Annotated in this window: 21 protein-coding genes and 3 tRNA genes; 12 read left to right on the top strand and 12 right to left on the bottom strand. The window is 66.0% G+C overall.

The window, feature by feature from the left end; genetic code table 11:
* Nucleotides 1-103: 103 nt before the first annotated feature.
* From pth to ACG97_RS13805, 8 genes are all read right to left on the bottom strand, one after another.
* Complete coding sequence (gene pth / locus ACG97_RS13840) at nucleotides 104-685, bottom strand: aminoacyl-tRNA hydrolase (RefSeq protein WP_047967958.1); 582 nt, start codon at nucleotides 683-685, stop codon at nucleotides 104-106.
* Between the two features lie 89 nt (nucleotides 686-774).
* Nucleotides 775-1,062, bottom strand: coding sequence for a 50S ribosomal protein L25 (rplY, locus tag ACG97_RS13835; RefSeq protein WP_047967957.1), 288 nt, complete (start codon nucleotides 1,060-1,062; stop codon nucleotides 775-777).
* A gap of 70 nt (nucleotides 1,063-1,132) precedes the next feature.
* Nucleotides 1,133-2,116, bottom strand: a complete 984-nt coding sequence (locus tag ACG97_RS13830; protein ID WP_047967956.1) for a ribose-phosphate pyrophosphokinase — start codon at nucleotides 2,114-2,116, stop codon at nucleotides 1,133-1,135.
* Nucleotides 2,117-2,201: 85 nt separating this feature from the next.
* Nucleotides 2,202-2,278 (bottom strand) — tRNA-Gln (locus ACG97_RS13825).
* Nucleotides 2,279-2,303: 25 nt separating this feature from the next.
* Nucleotides 2,304-2,380 (bottom strand) — tRNA-Gln (locus ACG97_RS13820).
* Between the two features lie 9 nt (nucleotides 2,381-2,389).
* Nucleotides 2,390-3,244, bottom strand: a complete 855-nt coding sequence (gene ispE / locus ACG97_RS13815; protein ID WP_047967955.1) for a 4-(cytidine 5'-diphospho)-2-C-methyl-D-erythritol kinase — start codon at nucleotides 3,242-3,244, stop codon at nucleotides 2,390-2,392.
* Entirely contained in the window at nucleotides 3,241-3,828 is a 588-nt protein-coding gene (gene lolB / locus ACG97_RS13810; protein ID WP_202902786.1) for a lipoprotein insertase outer membrane protein LolB, read from the bottom strand. The genes ispE and lolB overlap by 4 nt, the downstream gene beginning before the upstream one ends.
* Nucleotides 3,825-5,582, bottom strand: coding sequence for a tetratricopeptide repeat protein (locus tag ACG97_RS13805; protein ID WP_162199014.1), 1,758 nt, complete (start codon nucleotides 5,580-5,582; stop codon nucleotides 3,825-3,827). Before ACG97_RS13805 ends, lolB begins: the two co-directional genes overlap by 4 nt.
* Nucleotides 5,583-5,661: 79 nt before the next feature.
* Here ACG97_RS13805 and mutM point away from each other — a divergent pair, with 79 nt between their 5' ends.
* The 3 genes from mutM to ACG97_RS13790 all read left to right on the top strand — a co-directional run bounded on the left by mutM (nucleotide 5,662) and on the right by ACG97_RS13790 (nucleotide 8,863).
* Complete coding sequence (gene mutM / locus ACG97_RS13800) at nucleotides 5,662-6,477, top strand: bifunctional DNA-formamidopyrimidine glycosylase/DNA-(apurinic or apyrimidinic site) lyase (RefSeq protein ID WP_047967954.1); 816 nt, start codon at nucleotides 5,662-5,664, stop codon at nucleotides 6,475-6,477.
* A gap of 34 nt (nucleotides 6,478-6,511) precedes the next feature.
* Nucleotides 6,512-7,300: a 1-acyl-sn-glycerol-3-phosphate acyltransferase gene (locus tag ACG97_RS13795; protein ID WP_238377341.1), complete on the top strand. Its 789-nt coding sequence runs from the start codon at nucleotides 6,512-6,514 to the stop codon at nucleotides 7,298-7,300.
* A gap of 237 nt (nucleotides 7,301-7,537) precedes the next feature.
* The gene (locus ACG97_RS13790) at nucleotides 7,538-8,863 is read left to right on the top strand and encodes a dicarboxylate/amino acid:cation symporter (RefSeq protein WP_047967952.1); all 1,326 of its coding nucleotides are present in this window, start codon (nucleotides 7,538-7,540) and stop codon (nucleotides 8,861-8,863) included.
* An 80-nt stretch (nucleotides 8,864-8,943) separates the two neighbouring features.
* Here the strand turns inward: ACG97_RS13790 and ACG97_RS13785 are convergent, their stop codons facing one another.
* Nucleotides 8,944-9,771: a symmetrical bis(5'-nucleosyl)-tetraphosphatase gene (locus ACG97_RS13785; protein WP_047967951.1), complete on the bottom strand. Its 828-nt coding sequence runs from the start codon at nucleotides 9,769-9,771 to the stop codon at nucleotides 8,944-8,946.
* Nucleotides 9,772-9,947: 176 nt separating this feature from the next.
* Between ACG97_RS13785 and ACG97_RS13780 the strand changes: the two genes are divergently transcribed.
* Nucleotides 9,948-11,963 (top strand): UvrD-helicase domain-containing protein, encoded by a 2,016-nt coding sequence (locus tag ACG97_RS13780; RefSeq protein WP_047967950.1) that lies wholly within the window; start codon nucleotides 9,948-9,950, stop codon nucleotides 11,961-11,963.
* A gap of 81 nt (nucleotides 11,964-12,044) precedes the next feature.
* Here the strand turns inward: ACG97_RS13780 and ACG97_RS13775 are convergent, their stop codons facing one another.
* Nucleotides 12,045-12,782, bottom strand: coding sequence for a cytochrome c5 family protein (locus ACG97_RS13775; protein WP_047967949.1), 738 nt, complete (start codon nucleotides 12,780-12,782; stop codon nucleotides 12,045-12,047).
* 164 nt (nucleotides 12,783-12,946) lie between these two features.
* Here ACG97_RS13775 and ACG97_RS13770 point away from each other — a divergent pair.
* The 8 genes from ACG97_RS13770 to ACG97_RS13735 all read left to right on the top strand — a co-directional run bounded on the left by ACG97_RS13770 (nucleotide 12,947) and on the right by ACG97_RS13735 (nucleotide 20,864).
* Nucleotides 12,947-13,023, top strand: a tRNA-Arg gene (locus tag ACG97_RS13770).
* 250 nt (nucleotides 13,024-13,273) lie between these two features.
* Nucleotides 13,274-14,152 (top strand): DUF4743 domain-containing protein, encoded by an 879-nt coding sequence (locus ACG97_RS13765; RefSeq protein WP_047967948.1) that lies wholly within the window; start codon nucleotides 13,274-13,276, stop codon nucleotides 14,150-14,152.
* 253 nt (nucleotides 14,153-14,405) lie between these two features.
* Complete coding sequence (locus tag ACG97_RS13760) at nucleotides 14,406-15,761, top strand: aldehyde dehydrogenase family protein (RefSeq protein WP_047967947.1); 1,356 nt, start codon at nucleotides 14,406-14,408, stop codon at nucleotides 15,759-15,761.
* An 81-nt stretch (nucleotides 15,762-15,842) separates the two neighbouring features.
* Nucleotides 15,843-16,475, top strand: a complete 633-nt coding sequence (locus ACG97_RS13755; protein WP_082133802.1) for an exopolysaccharide biosynthesis protein — start codon at nucleotides 15,843-15,845, stop codon at nucleotides 16,473-16,475.
* 163 nt (nucleotides 16,476-16,638) lie between these two features.
* Nucleotides 16,639-17,262 carry a glutathione S-transferase family protein gene (locus tag ACG97_RS13750; RefSeq protein ID WP_047967946.1) on the top strand — a complete coding sequence of 208 codons (624 nt, stop codon included), beginning with the start codon at nucleotides 16,639-16,641 and terminating at the stop codon, nucleotides 17,260-17,262.
* Nucleotide 17,263: 1 nt separating this feature from the next.
* A complete protein-coding gene (locus tag ACG97_RS13745) occupies nucleotides 17,264-17,596 on the top strand; it encodes a hypothetical protein (RefSeq protein ID WP_047967945.1) in 333 nt (110 codons plus the stop codon).
* Nucleotides 17,593-18,975 (top strand): FAD-binding oxidoreductase, encoded by a 1,383-nt coding sequence (locus ACG97_RS13740; protein WP_047967944.1) that lies wholly within the window; start codon nucleotides 17,593-17,595, stop codon nucleotides 18,973-18,975. The genes ACG97_RS13745 and ACG97_RS13740 overlap by 4 nt, the downstream gene beginning before the upstream one ends.
* A gap of 209 nt (nucleotides 18,976-19,184) precedes the next feature.
* Entirely contained in the window at nucleotides 19,185-20,864 is a 1,680-nt protein-coding gene (locus tag ACG97_RS13735) for a flagellinolysin (RefSeq protein WP_202902785.1), read from the top strand.
* Nucleotides 20,865-21,474: 610 nt separating this feature from the next.
* Here the strand turns inward: ACG97_RS13735 and ACG97_RS13730 are convergent.
* Both ACG97_RS13730 and ACG97_RS17795 read right to left on the bottom strand, forming a co-directional pair.
* The gene (locus ACG97_RS13730; protein ID WP_047967943.1) at nucleotides 21,475-21,999 is read right to left on the bottom strand and encodes a response regulator transcription factor; all 525 of its coding nucleotides are present in this window, start codon (nucleotides 21,997-21,999) and stop codon (nucleotides 21,475-21,477) included.
* The coding region (locus ACG97_RS17795; RefSeq protein ID WP_047967942.1) for an ATP-binding protein at nucleotides 21,996-22,274 on the bottom strand (279 nt) is incomplete at its 5' end. The genes ACG97_RS17795 and ACG97_RS13730, both read right to left, overlap by 4 nt.

Genomic DNA, 22,274 nt, shown 5'->3' with positions numbered 1-22,274 from the left:
CCGGCCTGCGCGCTTGGCGCCGCAGGCATTGACCGGTGGCATTGTACCACCTGGCCGATCATTTTTTGTGCACTCTGGCTTGGCCGCAGCCTGCGGCCAACGTTTACTTGGCGGCGGTGTGCAGCGTTTTCATCGCCGCCGCGCTGTTGCCGGCCAGCACGTCCGGCATCACCTGCAGCGCCTTGGTGATGGCCTCGTCGATCGCCTGCTGCTCTTCGGCGCGCGCCTTCTTCAGCACGAAGTTGGCGACCTCGTTACGGTCGCCGGGATGGCCGATGCCCAGGCGCAGACGCCAGAAGTTGGGCGAGCCCAGCTTGGCGATGATGTCCTTCAGCCCGTTGTGGCCGCCGTGGCCGCCCCCCTGCTTCAGCCGTGCCGCGCCCGGCGGCAGGTCCAACTCGTCGTGCACCACCAGGATTTCTTCCGGCGCGATCTTGTAGAAGCGCGCCAGCGCGCCCACCGCCTGGCCGGACAGGTTCATGTAGGTCATCGGCTTGAGCAGCCACAGATCGCCTGCGGCCAACGTGGCGCGCGATACCTCGCCGAAATACTTGCCCTCGCCACGTAGCGGTGCCTTGTGCTGCCAGGCCAGTTCGTCCACCAGCCAGAAACCTGCGTTATGGCGCGTTCTTTCGTATTCCGGCCCGGGATTTCCCAGCCCCACCACCAGACGGATTGCCGACATTCTCTTGATCCCAACAATGAAAAACCCGCTGCAGAGAGTATCAGCAGCGGGCCTCGTACCGCACCGTCAAACGGTGAGGCGCTTAAGCATTACACGCGAGCGAAGTCGATGTGCAGCACCAGTTGCTTGAACGGGTGGTTCTGGAAAGCAGCAACTTTAACTTGCTCTTTCTGACCGTCGATCACCAGTTCCAGCACTTCGTTGTGGAAGGCTTCGGTTTTCAGCGCGTAGTACATGGTGTTGTGGTCCAGGGTGATGGACACGGCTTCTTTACCTGCGCCGTAAACAACAGCAGGGGTTTGACCAGCGCGACGCAGGCGGCGGCTCGCACCAGTACCTTCCAGAACGCGCTTGGTAGCGATAACTTCGATTGCCATTTGAATAACTCCAGTTAGCTTTGCAGCTTGATTTAAATCTCCAGCCCACCGCGACCAGTGGGCTGAACGTTTACGGCAGGCAGGCGCCCGACGAAACCAGATCCTCATTGAAGAGGTAGGACACCGATTCTTCGTTGTTGATACGACGCAGGGTTTCTGCGATCAGGCCACCAATCGATACCACGCGGATGCGGCTGCTCTGCTTGGCTTGCGCCGACAGCGGAATGGTATCAGTGATCACGACCTGGTCGATGTCCGAATTGTTGATGCGATCCACGGCTTGGCCGGAGAAGATGGCGTGGGTTGCGTAAGCCAGTACGCGCTCGGCACCACGCTCTTTCAGCGCGGAGGCAGCCTTGCACAGCGTATTGGCGGTATCGATCATGTCGTCGATGATCAGGCAGGTACGACCCTGCACGTCACCGATGATGTTCATCACTTCGGCCACGTTGGCTTTCGGACGACGCTTGTCGATGATGGCCAGATCGGTATTCAGCGCCTTGGCCACGGCACGGGCACGGACCACGCCACCGACGTCCGGGCTGACCACGATCAGGTCTTCGATGCGCTGCGAGCGGATGTCTTTCAGCAGCACCGGTGTCGCGTACACGTTGTCCACCGGCATGTCGAAGAAGCCCTGGATCTGGTCGGCGTGCAGGTCAACGGTCAGCACGCGGTCGATACCGGCGCTGGTCAGCATGTTGGCCACCAGTTTGGCGGTAATCGGCACCCGGGCGGAGCGAGGACGACGATCCTGGCGGGCGTAACCGAAGTACGGAATCGCGGCGGTGATACGACCGGCGGAGGCGCGTTTCAGCGCGTCGGCCATGGTCAGGATCTCCATCAGGTTGTCGTTGGTCGGCGCACAGGTCGACTGCAGGATGAACACGTCGCGACCGCGCACGTTCTCCAGCAGCTCAACGGCGACTTCGCCATCGCTGAATTTGCCGACATCGGCACGTCCCAGCGAAATGTCGAGGTGCTTGACCACGTTTTGCGCCAGTTCCGGATTTGCCGTCCCGGTGAAGACCATCAAACTATCGTATGCAGCCATAAAAGAATTGCCTTAAATCGGTAGATAAAGAAAAAGCGTGTAAGGAGCCTTACACGCTTTTTTTCTTAGTTTACTCTCGTAAGCCTGGCTGAGGAGGAAGGATTCGAACCTTCGCATGCCGGAATCAAAATCCGGTGCCTTAACCAACTTGGCGACTCCCCAGTATTCTTTAAATTGTGCAGGGTATTGGCTGAGGAGGAAGGATTCGAACCTTCGCATGCCGGAATCAAAATCCGGTGCCTTAACCAACTTGGCGACTCCCCAGTAGCACTGCTATTCCCCGTCAAACATCGGATGCGCTGCCAACCCCTTGGCAACAAAGCCGCTGAATCGTGACGACAAGGACTGATATACTGTTTTTGCTTGATCTTCGTTACCGCATTCCAGGAAAACACAGGCTCCGGAACCGGTCATCAACGGCGAGCCACATTCTCTTAATGCGCTCAAGGCTTCATTTACCGCTGGATACATTTGGCAAACAACGCTTTGCAAATCGTTTTGTTTTTGCGGCGTCGTTGCTAGGGTTCGCATTGTGGAGAAACTGGCCTGCCCTGTCAACACCTGACGTGAAAATTCCTTGAAAACCGTCGCCGTCGGCACATGCACTGTTGGGTGCAACACCACATACCAGGCCGCTGGCAGGCTGATCTCGCTCAGCTGTTCGCCGATGCCGGTGGCGCGCGCATTGCGCCCGAAGATGAACACCGGCACGTCGGCCCCCAGCTGTACGCCCAGCTGCATCAGCGCCGCGCGCGACAGGCCGCAGCCCCACAGGCGGTTGAGTGCCAGCAGCACCGTCGCCGCATCGGAAGAGCCACCGCCGAGGCCACCGCCCATTGGAATGCGCTTGTGCAGGCGCAGGCTGGTGCCCAGCGTGCTGCCGCTGGCCTGCTGCAACAGGCGCGCCGCACGCACGGTCAGATCGCTGTCTGGCGGCACACCGGGGATCGGGTTCAGCAGCACGATGTCGCCGTCGTCGCGCAGCGCGATGTCGATGCTGTCGCACAGGTCGATGAAGCGGAAATCGCTGTCCAGCAGGTGATAGCCATCGTCACGCTTGCCGGTGATCAGCAGGTTGAGGTTGAGTTTGGCCGGAGCGGGAAAGGAATGAAAAACGGAATCGGTCATGGCAAAGCGGGGGCAACGGGTAGCAGGGGAACAAACTGGCGCCAGTCGGACAGCACCAGACGGATGGTCAGGCCCTCGCGCTCCAGCTCGACGCGGCGCGGCTGGGCAAGGTTGGCCGCATCGCGGTGGATGCGGATCAGCCAGCCCTGCTGCTGCAGGTGGCCTTCCGGGGTGGTGGTGTAGGGAAACTGCGGCGCCGGGTGGCCGCGCACCCACCACACCAGATTGGCCAGCGGTAGCGGCCAGCCCAGCTGGCGCTCGGTCAGCGTCTCGACATCGCTGGCGAACTGCTGCTGGCCGTCGGCCAGCAGGGTGACACCATGACTGTCGCGGTGCAGGCTGGCCACGGTATTGCCCACCGGCGTCTTGATCGCCAGCTGGTCGTCGTCCACGGTGTGCTGCCAGTCAAAGCCGGCGACGTGGCCCTTGCCGTCCAGATTTACCGCCAGCCGGCCGGCGACGTCGAAAGGCTGGTCCTGCACCTGTGGCTGCAGCGGTGCCGCAGTGGACGGCACTTCCTGAAACGAGGCACAGCCAGCGAGCAGCCACAGCGGCAGCAGCAGTAACAGCCAACGCGCAATCATGGCTGCAGGCGTTGCAGGGTTTCACGCAGCACCGGGTGATCCGGCTCCTTCTTGCGCGCCTCGGCCCACAGCTTGCGCGCCTCGTCGAGGCGTCCGGACTGCCACAGCACCTCGCCCAAATGGGCGGCCACTTCGGCGTCCGGCATGCTGGCGTAGGACGCCTGCAGGTATTGCAGCGCCTGCTCCAGCTTGCCGAGCTTGTAGTACACCCAGCCCAGGCTGTCGAGAATCATCGGATCGTCCGGTGCCGCCTGGTGCGCCTTCTCCACGTAGGCCAGTGCCTCGCGGTAGCGGGTGGTGTGGTTGCTGAGCGCGTAACCCAGCGCATTCAGCGCGTGCACGTGGTCCGGCACCAGCTCCAGCACCTGCAGCAGGTCTTTTTCCGCCAGCGCAAACTGTCCGTCCAGCTCCGACAGCAGCGCGCGGTCGTACAGCAGTTCGGTGGCACGCGGCTGGCGTTGCAGGCCCTGGTTCAGCAGCGTCATCGCCTGCGCGCGGTCGCCGGCATTCTTGGCGATCTGCGCCTGCAGCGTGACCACCCGCACCAGCTGGTTGCCGTCGTTGCCCAGTGGCTGCAGGTCGTTGATCGCCTGCTGCCAGTTGCCGTCCGCCGCGTCCAGCTGTGCCAGGCGCAGCCGTGCCGGCAGGTAGTTCTCGCCCTGCCCCACCTGCTGGTACCAGTGGCGCGCCTGTTGCGGTTGTTTCTGTTCGTCCGCCAGCTGGCCCAGGGTGTAGCGCAGGGTGTCGGCATCGGCGTAACCGGCCTGCAGCGAGGCCTCCAGCTGGCGGCGCGCCAGCGGCAGGTTGCCGTTCTGGAACGCCAGCAGGCCGGCCATGTTTAGCAGTTCGGCCTGTTTCGGATATTGTTGCAGCGCCTTTTCGGCGTGGCGCTGGGCGTCGGTGTAGCGCTTCTCGCTGGCCAGCAACCGTACCATGGTCAGGTTCAGCTCTAGGCTGGCGGCGGGACGCAGTTGCAGCTGTGCCTGCAGGAAGTCGATGGCGCCAGGCACCGAGTGGCGGCGCAGGCGGTCGACCTGCCACAGCAGCGGCAGATCCCACGTCGGGGCAATCTTGGCGAGACGGGCGAACTCCTTGTCGACCTCGGCCTGCTCGCCGGCCTCGGCGGCCACCGCCAGATGGGCAAAGCGCGCTTCCGGCAGTTCCGGATAGCGCTCGGCGAGATCGCTGACCAGCTTCGCCGCGGCGACCCGGTCCGGCTGCCGTGCCAGCAGCCGCGCCAGCTGCACGAAAATGGCACCGGCACGCGCCGGTTGTCGCGCCAGCATGCCTTCCACCAGCGGCTGGCTTTCCGCCAGCTTGCCGGCACGCAGCAGCGCGATCAGCAGCTGTTCGCGTGCCGAATCGGCATCCGGGTCCAGCTCGATCCACAAGGCCAGCGCCTCGGAGGCCTGGCGCACGTTGCCGGAGAACATCGCGAACTCGGAGGCGCGCTGCGCCACGCGCGGGTCGCGGGTTTCGCGCGCCAGTTGCAGATAGGTTTCCGCGGCGACACCGGCGCCGCCGCGCTGCACCACGATCTCGCCGGCCAGCAGGCCGTACAGCCACTCCTCGCTCAGCTCCAGCTTGGGAATGCGCGGGTTGTCGACCGTTTCCTCCTCGACCGCCTCGTCGGCGAGATCCTCGACCACCGCTTCCGCGCTGACGGACGACGCGGGGGGAGCGGGCGGGACACTGGCGCAGGCGACCAGGGCAAGGGGGGCAAGTGCTGCGGCGATACGGAGTAGTGCGTTCATGCTTGGCCTAAACATCGGTTCAGACGGGTAGAATACCACGCCCATTCATTTAATCATGCTCACGGCAAGGAAAACTGCAATGCCGGAATTGCCAGAAGTCGAAACCACCTGTCGCGGCATCGCGCCCCTGCTGCTGCACGCCACCATCCGTGGCGTGACCGTGCGCGAGGCGCGCCTGCGTTGGCCGGTGCCGCCGGATCTGGCGGCCAACCTGACCGGCCGCCGCGTGCTCGGCATCAGCCGCCGCGCCAAGTACCTGCTGGTCGACTTCGAACACGGCACGCTGATCCTGCACCTGGGCATGTCCGGCAGCCTGCGCTTCGTGGCGCCGGGCACGCCGCCGGAAAAGCATGACCATATAGACATCGATCTGGGGCAAACGGTTCTGCGTTATCGCGATCCGCGCCGCTTTGGCGCCATCCTGTGGCAGCAGGGTCCGATCGAGGCGCACCCGCTGCTGACGCAGCTGGGGCCGGAGCCGCTGTCGTACGCCTTCGACGGTGCGGTGTTGCAGCGGGCGATCCAGCGCCGCGGCAGCGCCATCAAGCTGGCGATCATGGACAACCACGTGGTGGTCGGCGTTGGCAACATCTACGCCAACGAGGCGCTGTTCCACGCCGGCATCCACCCGGCCCGCGCCGCAAACGGCCTCAGCGGCGAGGAATGCGCGCGGCTGGCCGCCGAGATCAAGACGGTGCTGGCGCGTGCCATCGACGCCGGTGGCAGCACGCTGCGCGACTTTGTCGACGCCCGCGGCAAGCCGGGCTACTTCCAGCAAAGCTATATGGTCTATGGCCGTCGCGACCTGCCCTGCCACGTCTGCGGCAGCCTGATCCGCGAGCTGCGCCAGGGGCAGCGCAGCTCCTGCTTTTGCCCGCATTGCCAGCCGTGTTAAATTGCGCCGCGTCGCCTGACTGATAAAGCCTATCGTGCATCGTCCCACCTCCTGGCCTACCCGCCTGCTCCGCCTCGGCCGCCTCGGCATGCACTTGCTGCGCGGCCTGCTGGTGATCGCCACCCGCTATCCGCGCCTGTCGCAACCTGCCCGCGCGGTGATCACCCAGCGCTGGTCGCGGCACCTGCTGCACATCCTGGCGATCAAGGTGCGCGTCCACGGCACGCCGCCGGCGGTGTACCCGGCCAACACGCTGGTGGTCGCCAACCACATCTCGTGGCTGGACATCTTCGCGCTCAACAGCGTCACCGTGTCGCGCTTCGTGGCCAAGAAGGAACTGCGCGACTGGCCGCTGGCCGGTTTCCTGATCAAGAACGCCGGCACCCTGTTCATCGACCGCAACAACCGCCGCGACGCCAGCCGCGTCAACGAGCAGCTGGCCAAGGCCTTGCAGGACGGCGGCTGCATGGCGGTATTCCCGGAGGCCACCACCTCCGACGGCCGCAGCCTGCTGCCGTTCAAGGCCTCGCTGTTCGAGGCCTCGCGCCTGGCGCACGCCACGGTGCAGCCGGTGGCGATCCGCTACCTGACGCCCGGCGGCCACTACTGCGCTGCCGCCGCCTACGCCGGCGACACCAGCTTCTGGCAGAGCCTGTGCCTGATCCTGGCCAGCCGCGCCATGGTGGTGGAGCTGAGCTACACCGCCGCCATCCCGCCCTACGACACCGCGCTGGCCAGCCGCTTCCAGCTGTCGGAAACCGCGCGCGACGCCATCCGCGACGCACTGCAGCTGCCGGCCGAGCCCGTCGCCGCCGCCGAATAGCCGTGCAGGCCAGCCCCGGCCGGCCTGCACGCCGCCGGCATGGGGCATCACCGATGCTGCACCGCAACCATGTCAGCCTGCTAGCCGGCAAAAGCCAATACGGAGATTCCCCAATAGGGTTTTCCGCGATGGGGAAATACCCAATGTTGGCGCCCTGCCCGCCTGCCGCATGATCCTCGCCAAGACGCCAACACAGCGTGGGCGACCATCACGGCGCCAGACACAGGAGAGTGCACCATGCAGAAAAAACCGTTCTACAAGAGCCTGTATTTCCAGGTCATTGTCGCCATCGTACTGGGGGTCACCCTCGGACACCTGATGCCGGAATTCGGCGCCAAACTGAAGCCACTGGGTGACGGCTTCATCAAGCTGGTGAAGATGATGATCACGCCGATCATCTTCTGCACCATCGTGGTCGGCATTGCCGGCATGGAAGACATGAAAAAGGTTGGCCGCGTCGGCGGCAAGGCCTTGCTGTACTTTGAAGTGGTGACCACGCTGGCGCTGGCCATCGGCCTGCTGGTGGTGAACTTCGTGCAGCCGGGTGCCGGCATGAACGTGGACCCGAGCACGCTGGACGCCGGTGCCATCGCCAAGTACACCGAAAAAGCCGCCGGCCAGAGCACGGTGGACTTCATCCTGCACGTGATTCCGCAAAGCGCGATCGGCGCCTTTGCCGATGGCGAGATCCTGCAGGTGCTGCTGTTCTCGGTGCTGTTCGGCGCCGGCCTGTCGCTGATGGGCGAGCAGGGCAAACCGGTACTGGGCTTCTTTGAGAAAGTGTCGCACGTGCTGTTCGCGATGATCGGCTTCATCATGAAGCTGGCCCCGATCGGTGCCTTTGGCGCGATGGCGTTCACCATCGGCAAATACGGCGTCGGCAGCCTGGTGCAGCTGGCATCGCTGATGGGCACCTTCTACCTGACCTGCGTGCTGTTCGTCGGCCTGGTGCTGGGCAGCATCGCCCGCTTCTACGGTTTCAGCGTGTGGAAGCTGATCAAGTACATCAAGGAAGAGCTGCTGATCGTGCTGGGCACCTCGTCGTCCGAATCCGCGCTGCCACGCCTGATGACCAAGCTGGAACAGCTGGGCTGCGCCAAGCCGGTCGTTGGCCTGGTGGTACCGACCGGTTACTCCTTCAACCTGGATGGCACTTCGATCTACCTGACCATGGCGGCGATCTTCATTGCCCAGGCGTGCAATATCGACCTGACCCTGACGCAAGAGCTGACCATCCTCGGCGTGCTGCTGCTGACCTCCAAGGGCGCCGCCGGTGTCACCGGCTCCGGCTTCATCACCCTGGCCGCCACCCTGGCCGTGGTACCGGAAATCCCGGTCGCCGGCCTCGCGCTGATCCTCGGTATCGACCGCTTCATGTCCGAAGCCCGTGCCATCACCAACCTGATCGGCAACGCAGTGGCCACCGTGGTGGTCGCCAAGTGGGAAGACTCGCTGGACGTGGCGCAGATGCAGCGCGAGCTGGCCAACCCGACGCCGATCAACCACGGTGCACCGGTACAAGCACCGCACCTGATCCGCGAAGTGTCGCAAGAGCTGAGCTGATCCCGCGCACCGCCAACACAAAGCCCCTGTCGCAAGACAGGGGCTTTTTCATTGCCAAGGTTGGCCGCAGCCGCCGGGGCTTACTTGCCCTTGCCGATCTGGCGGTACGGCGGGCACGGTAGCGAGAACTGGGCGCGGTCTTCCAGCCGCACCGCGGTCAGGCTGCCGCCCCACAGGCAGCCGCTGTCGATGGCCAGCACGTCCTCTGTCAGCATCAGTCCCAGCGCCGACCAGTGGCCGCAGATGATCGGCGTGTCCATGCTGCGCCGCCCGTCCACCGCGAACCACGGCCGCAGCTGCGCCGGCGCGCCGTCCAGCTCGCCCTTGTAGGACAGGTCCAGCTCGCCGTCGTTGTTGATGAAGCGCATCCGCGTCATCGCGTTGATGATCAGCCGCCAGCGGTCCATGCCCTTCAGCTCGCCGTGCCAGCGCGCCGGCTTGTTGCCGTACAGCTTGGCGAACAGCTTGCGGTAGTCCTTGCCCGACAGCTCGTCCTCCACCTCCTCCGCCAGCCGCAGCGCCTTGTTGATGCTCCACTCCGGCAGCAGGCCGGCGTGCACCATCGCGTAGCCCTGTTCGTAGATCATCAGCGGCTGGCAGCGCAGCCAGTCCAGCAGCAGCTTGCTGTCGGCGGCGTCCAGCACGTCGTTAATGGTGTCGTCGCTGTGGATCTTGCCGTAGCCCTCGGCCACCGCCAGCAGGTGCAGGTCGTGGTTGCCGAGCACCATCTGCGTGCAGTCCTGGTGTTCGAACACCCAGCGCAGCACCGCCAGCGATTCCGGGCCGCGGTTGACCAGGTCGCCGGTCAGCCACAGCGTGTCGCGGCCGGGGTTGAATTCAATCTGGCGCAAGAGCGCCATAAAGGGCGTGAAGCAGCCCTGCAAATCGCCAATCGCGTAGGTGGCCATGTGTTGTTGTCCTGTGGATGAATGCGGCCAACCTTGGCCTGAGCCGTGCCGCAACGTCGCGCCCGCCGCGATTGCCACGGCAGCGCGCCGGCTGCCAATGATAAAGGAAAGCGCATGGCCGTATCGTGCCGCTGGCTCTACAATGCGCGTTGTCCATGAAAGATTGACGACACCTCATGTCCCTGCTGCAACTGAATCCGCCGCAACGCGCCGCCATCATGTCGCTGGACGGCCCGCTCCTGGTGCTGGCCGGCGCCGGCTCCGGCAAGACGCGGGTGATCACCCAGAAGATCGAGTACCTGATCCGCGAGGGCAATTACGACGCGCGCAACATCGCCGCCATCACCTTCACCAACAAGGCGGCGCGCGAGATGCTGGAGCGCGTCGGCAAGCTGATGAACAGCCGCGAGCTGAAGGGCATCACCGTGTCGACCTTCCACTCGCTGGGCATGCAATTGCTGCGCCAGGAGGCGCCGCACCTCGGCTACAAGCCGCAGTTCTCCATCCTCGACAGCTACGACGCCGCCAAGATCATCTCCGACGTGCTCAAGACCACGCACAAGGACGAGGTGCGCAAGGTGCAAAGCCGCATCTCGCTGTGGAAGAACGAGCTGCTCGGCCCCGACGCCGCCATCGTGCAGGCCGACAACGAGTTTGACCGCATCTGCGCAATGACCTACGCCAGCTACCAGACCACGCTCACCGCCTACCAGGCGATGGATTTCGACGACCTGATCCGCTTCCCGGTCGAGCTGTTCTTGAGTAACGCCGAGGTGCTGCAGAAATGGCAGCACAAGCTGCGCTATCTGCTGATCGACGAATACCAGGACACCAACACCTGCCAGTACCAGCTGGTGAAGCTGCTCACCGGAGCGCGCGGCATGTTCACCGCGGTGGGCGACGACGACCAGTCGATCTACGCCTGGCGCGGCGCCAACATGGAAAACCTGCGCCTGCTGCAGCACGACTTCCCCAGGCTGAAGGTGATCAAGCTGGAGCAGAACTACCGCTCCACCGCGCGCATCCTGCGTGCCGCCAATTCGGTGATCTCCAACAACCCCAAGTTGTTCGAGAAGCAGCTGTGGAGCGAACTGGGCCTTGGCGAGCCTATCCACGTGGTGCAGTGCAAGGACGAGGAACACGAGGCCGACGTGGTGGTGCAGCGTCTCTTGGCGCACAAGTTCGAGCACCGCACCGAGTTCAAGGACTACGCGATCCTCTATCGCGGCAACTACCAGGCACGCATCTTCGAGCAGGCGCTGCGTAACCAGCGCATCCCCTACCAGATGGCCGGCGGGCAGAGCTTTTTCGACAAGCCGGAAATCAAGGACGTGCTGTCCTACCTGCGCCTGATCGCCAACCCCGACGACGATCCGGCCTTCATCCGCGCGCTGACCACGCCCAAACGCGGCGTCGGCGCCACCACGCTAGAGCGGCTCGGCGCCTGGGCCGGCCAGCGCGGCAACAGCCTGTTCGCCGCCGCGCACGAGGAAGGCTTCCAGCTGCAGGTCGGTGCCGCGCAGCTGGCGCCGTTGCAGGACTTCTGCCGCTTCATCGTCAACCTGGAATACCGCGCCACGCGCGAGCCGGCCGGCGAGCTGGTGATGGAAATGCTGAAGGCAATCGGCTTCGAGGCTTGGCTGTACGACAGCGAGGACAGCCCGCGCGCCGCGGAAGTGAAGTGGAAAAACGTGATGGACCTGGTGGCGTGGCTACAGAAGAAGGGCGACGCCGACGGCAAGAACCTGATCGAGCTGTCGCAGACCATCGCGCTGATCACCATGCTGGAAGGCCGCGACGAGGGCGAGGTCGACGCGGTGAAGATGTCGACCCTGCATGCGTCCAAAGGGCTGGAATACCCGCACGTGTTCCTGATCGGCTGCGAGGAAGGCATCCTGCCGCACAGCGAATCGGTGGACAACGGCATGGTGGAGGAAGAACGGCGGCTGATGTACGTCGGCATCACCCGCGCCCAGCGCAGCCTGACGCTGACCTACTGCGTCAAGCGCCGCCGCGCCGGCGAGTGGCTGTTCGTCGAGCCGTCGCGCTTCATCGGCGAGATCAACGGCGACGACATCCGCCACTTCGGCAAACCCGGCGCCGAGCCCATCGTCAGCAAACGCGAAGGCAAGAGCAAGCTGGCCAGCCTGATGGCCAGCCTCGACAGCAAGGTGCAGAAGCCGGAGGAGTGAGCGCCGCCTTGCGGCCAACGTTGGCCGCAATGAAAAACGCCGCGCAACAGCGCGGCGTTTTTGATGACAACTGCCGGCAACTTACTTGGCGGCGTTGGTCAGGTATTCCACGGCGGCCTTGAATTCGGCATCGGAGCCGCTGTAACCGCCCTTGGCCGGCATCGCGTTCAGGCCCTTGGTAGCGGAAGCCACCAGACCGTCCAGGCCCTTGGCCAGACGTGGCGCCCAGGCGGCCTTGTCGCCGAACTTCGGTGCGCCGGCCGCGCCGCTGTCATGGCAGGCCATGCACACGCTGGCGTACACTTTCTTGCCGACGACCGCAGGATCGGCAGCGGCGCCAGCTTCGGCACCACCAACTGGCGGCTCGGTGAACTGGCCACCGCCGGCGTTACCCATATAGGCCACCGCGCGTTTTAGCTCGTCGTCGGACAGGTCGGCCGCGCCGCCCTTGGCCGGCATCGCGTTGAAGCCTTCCAGTGCGTGCTTGACCAGGGTATCCCAGCCCTGTGCCACGCGCGGTGCCCAGGCACCGGCGTCACCGAATTTCGGTGCGCCAGCCAGGCCGGCGCCGTGACAGGAAATGCAGATGCCGCTGTAAACCTGCTGGCCGGTGCGCATGCCCGGAGGCGCGTCGCTGGCCACGGATTCGCCGATCGGCTTGAGGCGGGCGGCAACGGCTTCCTTGCTCATCACTTCCGCATTGACATCAAAACCGCTGGTGGCCAGTTTCGCCAGCAACCAGATACCCACCACGACCAGTACGACGATACCGAGCAAGATCGTGACGATCTGGCCTGGCGCTTTGGTTTCGTTACTCATTCCAGCCTCGCTGTAATAATGTCATTCAAAAATTGGGGAAATTATACGGAAAGCCCCCGCACAAGGCAAAGGCGCCAGGAACTTTCCGGAAATCCGTGAAACCGGCAGTCACGACTGGACGCTGGGCGCCGCTTTGCGCTATGATCCGCCTGCTTTTTTGCGCAGCACCCGTAGCTCAGTTGGATAGAGTGTCAGTTTCCGAAGCTGAAGGTCAGTGGTTCGATCCCACTCGGGTGCGCCAATCCGCCGGATTATCCGGCATCCCGCCGCAGTGTTCTTTGCGGATTGTCAAAGCAGCCTCCTCGCTGCGTCTCCCCTCGCTGTCAGCTGCATTTATATACCCTGGGCATGTTCCGTGCGCAGGCAATCGCCACGACTGTTGCACATGCACACGCCGGCACGCGCGCCAGATGCCATCCTGCTGCAAATTCCTGTCCGTCGCGGCAAATCTCCGTAAGATGTCGCCTTCACGAAAACAGGCAGGAGATGTCATGCAGTTGCAAGCCGTTACCGCCGCACTCGAACAGATCGTGTGCTACGACAAGACTGGTTATTCCCCTCTTGAACTCGCAGGTCAGCGTATCGGCTGTGTCAACGACATCTGGCGCGAACGCCTGCTGACGCAGGAAGCGGCGATCTTCCGCGAGGAAAACGGCGTACTGAAGGCGCTGGATGACGAAGCCGACTTTGCCGCGCGCAGCGCCACCTTCGCCGCCGCCGCGCTGCGCTGGCGCGATGCCGGCTGGCTCAACGGCTGGCGCGACGAGAAATTCACCGCCTATTTCACCGACGGCACGCCGGCCTTCGAGATGGAACGCGCCGCGTTCCGCCCGCTGGGGCTGACCAGCCGCGCAGTGCACCTCAACGGCCTGCAGCGCATGGCCGACGGCGAAATCCGCATGTGGGTCGGTCGCCGCAGTCCGTTCAAGGACGTGGCGCCCAACCGCCTCGACAACCTGATGGGCGGCGGCATCGCCGCCGGCGAGAGCATCCAGATCGCGCTGGAGCGCGAGGGCTGGGAAGAAGCCGGCATTCCGCCGACACGGCTGGAACTGCTGCCGCAGACCGCGCTGCTGCTGGCCGAGCGCCCGGTGCCGCGCGGCCTGCACCGCGAGTGGCTGTACGTGTTCGACCTGTGGCTGAAGGAAGGCGAAATCCCGCAGAACCAGGACGGCGAAGTGGCCGAGCACGTACTGATGCCGCTGCCAGAAGTGGAACAGCATCTGGTCAACGGCCAGTTCATGAGCGATGCCGCGCTGACCGCCATCGACTGCATGGCGCGGCTGGGCTACTGGGGCGACGATGCCACGCTGCACGCGCTGCTGGCCGGCGTGCGCGGCGTGCCCGGCACCGACACCGCCGGCCGCTGAGAACCTGTTCACGATCTGCTGCGCCTCGTGAAACCTTGCGCGGTGAGTACGGCGTCGGCATGCGTGTTTAAAGCCGGATAAACGCCGCTTCCTCAGCCGTTTTCGCCTTGGTCTTGCGTAAGCGCGAGATCGTGAACGCTCTCCAAGCCAACACCAGCTTGGCCGCAGCCCTTGCGGCCAACCTTGCCGCCTGCCGCGGCGGGTGGATTTTTGCTACAGTGACCGTCTTTCCCCGTAGCCAAGCCGCCGCGTCATGACCGCCTTTACCAGCTGCAACCCTGCCTCCGGCGAGGTGGTGTACACCCGCCCCGCCCTGTCCGCCGATTCCCTGCCGCCACAACTGGCCGCGCTGCGCCGTGCGCAGCACGCGTGGTCGCACCTCGCGACCGCCGAACGCGCCGAACACCTACTGTTGCTGGCCGACCAGCTGGCGGCCAGCCGTCATGCGCTGGCGGCCCTGGTGTCGCTGGAAGTGGGCAAGCTGGAACGCGAATGCCTGGCCGAGATCGACAAGTCGGTGCAGCTGATCCGCTACTACGCCGACCTGGCGCCGACGCTGCTGGCCAGCAAGGACATCGCCACCGGCGCCAGCAAGAGCGGCGTCGCCTTCGAACCGCTGGGCATCGTGCTGGCGATCATGCCTTGGAATTACCCGATCTGGCAGGTGCTGCGCTTTGCCGTGCCGGCGCTGATGTCCGGCAACGCCTGCCTGGTGAAGCCGGCGCCGTCGGTGCCGCAGTGCAGCGCGCTGCTGCTGGACATCGTGCGCCGTGCCGGGCTGGCGGTGCTGGACGTGGCGTGGATCGACCACGAGGCGGTCGACGACGCGATCCGCGGCTGCGACGCGGTGGCCTTCACCGGCTCCACCACCACCGGGCGCCAGATCGCGGCCATGGCCGGCCGCCACCTGAAAAAGACCGTACTGGAGCTGGGCGGCAGCAACCCGTTCATCGTGCTGGCCGACGCCGATGTCGAAGCCGCCGCCAGCGAGGCCGCGCACTCGCGCTTTCGCGACGCCGGCCAGAGCTGCAACGCCGCCAAGCGCATGATCGTGGTGCCGGAGATCGCCGACGATTTTGTCGCCGCCTTCCTGGAACACGTCCGCGCGCTGGTACCCGGACATCCGGCCGACGCTGCCACCACGCTGGCGCCGCTGACCCGCGCCGACCTGCGCGAGGCGCTGCACGCGCAGGTACTGGACGCGCAGGGCCACGGCGCGCAGCTGCTGGCCGGCGGCATCATGCCGCACGGCGCCGGCTTCTACTACCCGGCCACGGTGCTGGACCACGTCAACAGCGCCTGCCGCATCTACCACGAGGAGGTGTTCGGCCCGGTGGCCAGCATCCTGCGTGCGGCCAACGTCGACGACGCCATTCGTCTGGCCAACGACACCCCGTTCGGCCTCGGCGCCACCATCTTCAGCGCCGACACCGAGCAGGCGTGGCGGCTGGGGCGCGAGATCGAGGCCGGCGCGGTGTTCATCAACCGCTACACCAGCTCCGACCTGCGGCTGCCCTTCGGCGGCGTCAAGGCCTCCGGCTACGGCCGTGAGCTGTCCGAGTTCGGCCTCTACGAATTCGTCAACGTGAAGACCTACTGGCAAAAATAAGGCACGTGGCGGCCGCGGCCTGCAACAAATTCGCCATGCGCCGGTCGCATAGTGCTTGTTGCCTTCATTCCGTGGACCGCCATGCTGCCTCACCGCTCCCGCCGCGCGCGCCAAGACCGCGCGCCTGCCATCTCTGCCCCGCTGTCGCACGCCACCCTCGGCGAGGCCGTCGGCCGCCACCCGCGCCAGCAGTTGCGCTGGCTCGGGCTGCTGGCGCTGCCGCTGCTGTTGCCACTGACCGTACCCGGCATGGCCACCAGCGTCGGTGTGCTGTGCCTGCTGCTGGCCGGCGGCCTGCTGCTGGCACGACCGGTGACGTTGCCGTCGTGGCTGGCGCAACGCCGCCTGCCGCCGGCGCTGGGCGAGCGCCTGCAACGGCTGCTGGCACAATTCAACCGGCGCCTGCTGACGCGCAGCCGGCCGCGACTGTTGCGGCTCAGCTCGCCGCGCTACCGCTACCTCAATGGCGGCATGCTGGCGCTGGCCGGGCTGTCGATGATGGTGCCGGTGCCGGTGATCTCCTTCGACAATATGGTGCCCGCCGCCGCGGTGGTGCTGCTGGCGTGGGGGCTGCGGCTGCGCGACGGCGCACTGCTGCTGGCCGGCTACGTCGCCACCGCGCTGGCGTGGGCCTATGTCGCGCTGCTGTGGTGGGCCGGCGCCGAGATCCTGGCCTGGGGCTACCGCCTGCTGCGCGGCGGCTGGCCGGCTTAAGCACCACGCCCCCCGCTCCTGCGTGGCGCCACCTTGCCGTACCGCTGCGACGGTCGGCGCTGGCCGGGGACACGGCGAGGTGTGGTGAGCAGCGCCAAGCCGCCACTTGCGCGTATCATCGGAGGCTTGAGCGGGCCGAGCCCGTCTGGCACAGGATTCCCCCATGAGCAGTCTCGTCCTCTACGGCAACCGTCTGTCCGGCCACAGCTACAAGATCAGGCTGGCGCTGGTGCTGGGCAATATCGCGCATGAATACCGCCACGTTGCGCTGTCCACCCCGCGCGCAGAGCGCCCGGCCGACTTCCGCGCCGCCAGCCGCTGGGACGAGGTGCCGGCGCTGGTGGTCGACGGCGTGGCGATGGTGCAGTCCAACGCCATCCTGCAGTGGCTGGCGGAGAATAAAGGCGTGCTGGCCGGCCAGCCCGGCGAGCGCCAGGCGCTGCGCGAATGGCTGAGCTGGGAGAGCAACCGCATCGGGCTGTCGCTGCCCAATCTGCGCTACGCGCGCCGCTTCGAGCCGCAGCCGGCAGCAGTCGAAGCCTGGCTGGAACAGCGCTGCCGCGCCGACCTCGACGTGCTGGACGCGCAACTGGCGACGCAGGACTACCTGCTTGCCGGCGGTCTGTCTCTCGCCGACCTGTCGGCCAGCGCCTACCTGTGGTGGGCCGCCGACGCCGGCATCGACCTGCAAGCCTGGCCGCAGGTCGGCGCCTGGCTGGCGCGCATCGCCGCCCAGCCCGGCTGGCAGCATCCGGACGCGCTGATGGTGCCGGAGAGTGGGCACTGACATGAGCGCGCCGCAGCGCATCTGGCTGGCCCGCGCCGCCCCGGCCAAACCGGCACTCGGCGCCGCCTGCAACGGCTGCGGCGTGTGCTGCGCCGCCGCACCCTGCCCGCTGTCAAAACTGCTGCTGCGCCACCGTGGCGGCGCCTGCCCGGCACTGCAGTGGCAGGCCGCGGCCGCGCGCTACCACTGCGGCCTGCTCGCCGCCCCCACCCACTACCTGCGCTGGCTGCCCGCCGTCGCCGTGCCGCTGTTCGCGCTGCTGGCGCGACGCTATCTGGCGATCGGCGCCGGTTGCGACTCGGACACCAGCGCCGAACCGGAAACCACCTCATGACCGATCTGCTTGCGCCACTGGCCGCCATTGTCGGCGCCGCCAACCTGCTGACCACGCCGCACGACATCGCGCCCTTCATTACCGACTACCGCGGCCGCTACCACGGCTCGCCGCTGGCGGTGGCGCTGCCGGCCAGCAGCGACGAAGTGGCGGCGCTGGTGCGCTTCTGCGCCGCCCACCGCATCGCCATCGTGCCGCAAGGCGGCAACACCTCCACCTGCGGCGCGGCGACGCCGGACGGCAGCGGCCGGCAGCTGGTCATCGCGCTGCGGCGGCTGAACCGCATCCGCGCCGTCGATGCGGCCAACCAGACCATCACCGTCGAGGCCGGCTGCACGCTGGCGGCGGTACAGGCGGCGGCGGCCGGCGCCGGGCTGCTGTTCCCGCTGTCGCTGGCCAGCGAGGGCAGCTGCCAGATCGGCGGCAACCTGTCCACCAACGCCGGCGGCCTCGCCGTGCTGCGCTTCGGCACCATGCGCGAGCTGACGCTGGGGCTGGAGGTGGTGCTGCCGGACGGGCAGTTGCTGGACGCGCTGACCGCGCTGCGCAAGGACACCAGCGGCCTGGACGTGAAGCAGCTGTTCATCGGCGCCGAGGGCCAGCTCGGACTGATCACCGCCGCCACGCTGAAGCTGTTCCCGCAGCCCACCGCGCACGCCACCGCGCTGCTCGGTGTTGCCAGTGCCGACGAGGCCATCGCCACCCTCAACGCGCTGCAGGCGGCGTTCGGCGACCGGCTGACCAGCTTCGAGATGATGTCCGAGGTGTGCCAGCAGCTGGTTGCCAAATACCAGCCGGGCGCGCTGCCGTTCCGGGCGCCGTGGGCGCTGCTGGTCGAGCTGTCCGACAGCGGCGACAACACCAGCCTGCAGGAGCGGCTGCTGCAGTGGCTGGCCGCGCGCGGCCTCGGCGACGGCGTGCTGGCGCAGAACGACAACGAACGCACGCGGCTGTGGCAGCTGCGCGAACAGATGTCGGAGCTGCAAAAGCGCGACGGCCCCAGCATCAAGCACGACATCGGCGTGCCGACCTCGGCGATCCCGGCCTTTCTCGACGCCTGCGGCGCGGCGCTGCAAGCCGCCTTCCCCGGCGTGCGCATCGTCGCCTTCGGCCACGCCGGCGACGGTAACCTCCACTACAACATCAGCCACACCCGCCCCGGCAATGCCGAACTGTTTGCCGACGAGGACGCGGTCAACGCCATCGTCTACGAACAGGTTCACCGCCTGCGCGGCACACTGGCGGCCGAACACGGCGTCGGCCAGCTCAAGGGCCACTGGCTGCAGCGCTACAAGGACCCGGCGGCGCTGGCGGTGATGCGCGCGGTGAAACAGGCGCTCGATCCGCAGCGCATCATGAACCCGGGCAAGTGGCTGTAAACACGGCCACGCACCAAAAACAATGCGGCCAACCTTGTCTCAAGGTTGGCCGCAAGCACATCGGCCATGCATTTGTATTTCTATAAAAAACAATGGCATGGAAATACAAAACAGCCATAATCCGGCAACAAAAGCCCTCAAGAACAAGCGCGCCGCGCCGATAAGGGATCATCCCTTGCCACCAGCATCGCTCTGCGAGATCGCGCTTCGTGCAAATCAATACCAATACGCTGGCCATGCATGCACAGCGGCAATTAGAAAAGTCGAGCAACAGCCTGACGCGGACCCTGGCGCGGCTGTCTTCCGGCCTGCGCATCAACAGCGCGATGGACGACGCCGCCGGCCAGGCCAGTGCCAGCCGTATGGATGCAAAAATCCGCGGCGAGCGCCAGGGGCTACGCAACGTCACCGACAATACCTCGATGCTGCAGGTCACCGAAGGCGCGCTGGCCAAGGTCAGCGACATGCTGCAACGCATGCGCGAGCTGTCGGTGCAGGCCGCCAACGGCACGCTGAGCAGCACCGACAGGCAGGCACTGCAGGCGGAAGCCAACCAGCTGCTGCAGGGCATCGACCAGATCGGGCGCGAGACCGAATTCAACGGCCAGCAGGTGTTTTCGCAATCCACCACCAGCCTTGGCGGCGATGCCGACAAGCGCGCGGTGATGGACGGCCTGCAGCTGGGCTGGCTGGAGGCGTCGGAACGCCGCATCAAGCAGTTCTACGGTATCCAGGGCGACGGCGCCACCATGACGGTGAATCTGGATCCGGGCACGCCGGGCGGCACGCTGGCCTCGGTCAGCTACACCGGTACCGACGGCGGCGGCAGGATGCTGGGCGTGGCGCTCAATGTCGAGATGGCCGACTTCACGCCGGCCAACCTGCCCAACGGCGGTAGCGCCCCGTTCTACAACGATCGCGTGATCGCCCACGAGATGGTGCACGCGGTGATGGGACGCAGCATGAACATCACCACGCTGCCGATCTGGTTCATGGAGGGCACCGCCGAATTCATCCACGGCGCCGACGAGCGCCTGGCCGGCGACGTGGCGGCGGCCGGCAGTGCCGCCGCTCTGGTCGGCGGCAATAACCTCGGCGGCGCCTGGGCCAGCGACTCGGCGCACTATTCGGCTGCCTATGCCGCCACCCGCTACCTGCACCAGCAGGTGAAACAGGCCGGCGGCAGCGGCATCAAGGACGTGATGCAGGCGCTGAATGGCGGCGCCACGCTCGACGCCGCGATCAACAGCGCCACCAAGGGCAACCTGGCCAGCAGCGCCGCCTTCATCGCCTCGTGGAACACCAACGGCGCCGCCTTTATCGGCAGCATGGACCTGAGCAATGCCGATACCGGCGCCGTCGGCGGTGCCGATGCCGACGGCGGCACGGTGCTGAACGCGGAAACGGCGCTGGACGACAATAACGCCTCGCTGTCCGGCGCCAACGTGCTGCAGGGCTTCAAGCTGGATTTCCCCGACATTGCCGGCGCCACCGGGCAGAACTTCTTTACCGTGCAGAGCGGCAGCAATGCCGGCGACACGCTGCAAGGCTCGGTCGGCGCGGTGAACGTGGCCTCGCTCGGGCTGCAGGATCTTGATCTCGACAAGCTGGCCAAGTTCGCCATCTTCCACCTCGACCAGGCACTGGACTACGTCTCTCAGGAGCGGGCCAAGATTGGCGGCATGATGTCGCGGCTGGACAGTGCCAGCCAGAACCTGCAGAGCTCGACCGAGAACGCCAGCGCCGCGCGCTCGCGCATCATGGACGCCGACTACGCGCAGGAAACCGCCAACCAGACGCGGCAAAGCGTGCTGCAACAGGCCGGCACCGCGATGCTGGCGCAGGCCAACAGCCAGAGCCAGAACGTGCTGCGGCTGCTGCAAGTCTAAGCGCCGCCTTCACTACGCCTTCACTACGCCTGCGTTGCGCCTGTCGTCTGCGGCGGCGCGCCACGGCTCAGGGCGCTGCGGGCGTTATTGCCAGCGCACGCACGGCAGGCCGCGCCACCGGCGCTCGAATGAGCGGCAACACCCACAAAACAATGCGGCCAACCTTGTCTCAAGGTTGGCCGCATTGGCGTATTCGGTGCTGGTCGCGCGGCCGGCCGGTCACGGCGAGCAGGCAAAAAAAATCCCCTGAGGGTTTCCACAGGGGCCAACACGAGGAAGAAACACCACACCGGCACGGGGCCGACGGATGCTTCGAGGGGCTAACACCACAAAAACCTTTCGGCTTGAGTGCAGCGCACAATTTAAGGCAATTGCTCTAATTTGTCCACTGCTTTATCAGGGGCTTAGCCGCGGTTCACGATCCCGCGCGCGCAAGTCAGGCAAGGCGGAGCTGGCCCAAAAAGCGCCGTTGATGCTGATATCGATACCCATGTTTTGGCCAATGCCAACACAGGATCACCCACTGATATCAGGTCGCAGCAGATCGTGCACAGGTTCTTGGCGACGACACACCGCTGCCGGCACCCGCCGCGGCGGGCGGATCGGCGCCTCAATCACGGACCGGACGTTTGGCCAGCATGCGCTGCACACTGCGGCGGTGCATGTTCAGTGCGCGGGCGGTGGCGGAGACATTGCCGTCGTGCTTGGCCAGCACCCGCTGCAGGTGCTCCCAGCTGACGCGCTTCAGCGACATCGGCGCGACGGGCAGCGCGCGTTCCGGGTTTGCCGCCTGCTCACCGAGCGCGGCGAGGATTTCGTCGGCGCCGGCCGGCTTGGCCAGGTAGTTGACCGCGCCCAGCTTCACCGCCTCCACCGCGGTGGCGATGCTGGCGTAGCCGGTCAGCACCAGCAGCCGTGCCTGCGGCGCGGCGGCCAACAGTTGCGGCAGCAGGCGCAGGCCACTGTCGCCGTCAAGATTGAGGTCGAGGATGATCGCCTGCGGCGCACTGGTCACCGCCTGCAACGCGGCGGCCACGTTGGCCGCATGGCGTACCGCATGGCCGCGGCGCTGCAGGCTGCGCGCCAGCATCGCGGCGAACACCGCGTCGTCTTCCACCAACAGGATGTCCATCATGCGTCGCCCTCCAGCGGCAGCCGAAGCGTGGCGCACACGCCACCGGCGGCATCGTTTTCCAGCCGCAATTCGCCCCCCAGGTGCGACAGCGTCACGTGCGACAGCATCACGCCAAGGCCGAGGCCGGCCGGCTTGTCGCTGTCCAGCGGTGCCAGCCCGGCGCGCGCCAGCTGGGCGGCGCTGAGGCGGCCGCGACGGTTGCGGATGCGCAGTTGCAGCTGGCCGTCGGCGATGGCGGCGTCGAGTTCCACCTCGCCGCCGCCGGCATCCGCCGC

This window comes from Vogesella sp. EB (assembly GCF_001037925.1).
Taxonomy (GTDB): Bacteria; Pseudomonadota; Gammaproteobacteria; order Burkholderiales; family Chromobacteriaceae; genus Vogesella; species Vogesella indigofera.
The sequence above is the reverse complement of the archived record's forward strand: the minus strand, read 5'-3'. Positions and strand labels throughout refer to the sequence as shown.